The 1,971-nt window shown below is 41.9% G+C and carries 1 protein-coding gene and 1 pseudogene; both read left to right on the forward strand.

Going from position 1 to position 1,971, the window contains the following annotated elements; genetic code table 11:
* Positions 1–756 (forward strand): annotated as a pseudogene (locus B2U97_RS01515) (TonB-dependent receptor); the annotation flags it as partial.
* Between the two features lie 154 nt (positions 757–910).
* Entirely contained in the window at positions 911–1,825 is a 915-nt protein-coding gene (locus B2U97_RS01520) for a class I SAM-dependent methyltransferase (protein WP_286822706.1), read from the forward strand.
* The last annotated feature ends 146 nt before the right edge of the window (positions 1,826–1,971 follow it).

The raw sequence follows: 1,971 nt of genomic DNA on the forward strand, positions 1-1,971 counted from the left end.
ACCGCTGATACTTATAGTGTCGGTGCTATCTGGCAAATTAATGAAGAGTTGTCTGCAACTATGGATTACTACAAAATCAAAGTTGAAGACGCAATCTCTGTCACTTCACGTAACTTAGTACTTGAGCGTTGCTACGATGTATCTCCTGGTAGCTTTGATCCGACTTGTAGTGATCAGGTTCTTCGCAGTTCTAATGGTGTGTTAGTTGATGTTAACAGCAGTTCTTCTAACGAAAACATCATTCGTACATCTGGTGTTGATTTTGAGATGAACTACCGCACTCAAATTGCAGACGGTATGTTCTCTGCTGATTTCATTTGGAACTACACTGACGAGTATTCAATTGAGTCTATTTACGATGGCAGCACGACTTACTACGCAGGCGAAATAACTACGCCTGAGCATCGTGCAAACCTCAACTTAGCTTACTCTTTGGATGATGTTAGTGTTTCGTGGAGAATTCGCCACTGGGATAGTTCTGTAGATTCACTTAACGGTGAAAATTATAACTATACAACAGGTGCTGCGTATGGCGATTATAACAACGTAGGTTCGGTAACTTACCATGATATTTCAGCACGTTATTATCTGAACGATAATTTCGAGTTTAATGTTGGTATTCGCAATGCGTTCGATAAGCAGCCTCCAATTCTTCCGCAAGGAAGTAATACAGGCGCGACAGGTATTAATACTGCGTCACAAGCTTATGATGTTACAGGCCGTTATTACTTCGCGGGCGTAACAATGAGCTTCTAAAACCTTTTGTCGAAGGTTGGTAGCTAGCAAAGCCAGTCGGGATTTCCCGGCTGGCTTTTTTATTGTCCGCGGTTGGTTACATCTAAGCTGACATTGTATTTAGAGCATAGTATGCTCAGCTACAGTTTTATGCTGATAATTTATTGGAGTATCCATGAAAACAACAAAAAATCCGTGGAGTGACTATTGGCAAAAAGGCGCAAAAGCCAGCTTCTTAGATGATAAAGCACGCTTACAGGCCTACCAAATGCGCAAGTTCTGGTTTGAGCGTATGGACGAAAATGAGCTGAAGCAACCAATTGTCGATGTTGGTACCGGAAATGGTATTGTCGTTCAGTGGTTAACAGAATACTCACAAGAAAAAGGCAAAAAGCTCGATGTGCTGGGAATAGACTCAGCTGAGCTCAAGCCCTTTAATGACACACTGAAGCTACACGCCGAAACGCCTTACGAAACCTTTAAGTTACCTTCGAATAAAAAGGTAGGAACTTTCGTTTCTCACTTTGGCCTTGAATATGGTGATATGGAGGCAGGGCTTAAAAACCTGCACTTGCAACTTAAGCGTGGCGGCAGTGTTATTGCTTTGGTGCACTCAACCGACTCTAATATTTATAAAAACAGTAAAGCCTTGTTTGAGTTTATCCCTTCTGTGCTTAAACAACTTAAGAAATCGGTAACGCCGCTTCAGGAAGCCTTGTTAAAACATGGCTCCAGTAATTTGCCAAAACCCGCGCTACAGGAACAACACAATCTAAATCAATTCGCCAGAAAGTATGAGCAATATGGCGCTTTCCAGGCCATGAACTTTGTTCCGGCAACAAAGCATGCATTGCAGGCCGCGGCTCACGGAAACTCTGATGAGTCACACCGAGTACTTTCGGGCTACATCAATGCGATAACTGAGCACAAAGCCCGGTTGGTTAGCTTACTAAAAGCAACAGAACAGTTAGGTGATGAAAATGAGACTAAAGCGCTATTTGAAGACGCTGGTTTCAAAAATTTAACGATTCAGACCGTCGCTTTTCCTGAAACAGGTGTTGTTGGGAGTTGCGTTCAGTGTGGTAAATAAAAAACGATGTATCAAGACCGATTACATCATACGATTGATGGGTGTTAACAAAAAAAGCTCTAAAAGTTTACAATGTTGCAACTTCCTGTTAAGTTTTAATCAGCTTCTGTATAAGGAAGCGATATAATAAAAACGTTCCAGGGAGT

Origin of the sequence: Idiomarina sp. UBA3176 (assembly GCF_002364295.1) — a bacterium.
GTDB classification, from domain to species: Bacteria; Pseudomonadota; Gammaproteobacteria; order Enterobacterales; family Alteromonadaceae; genus Idiomarina; species Idiomarina loihiensis.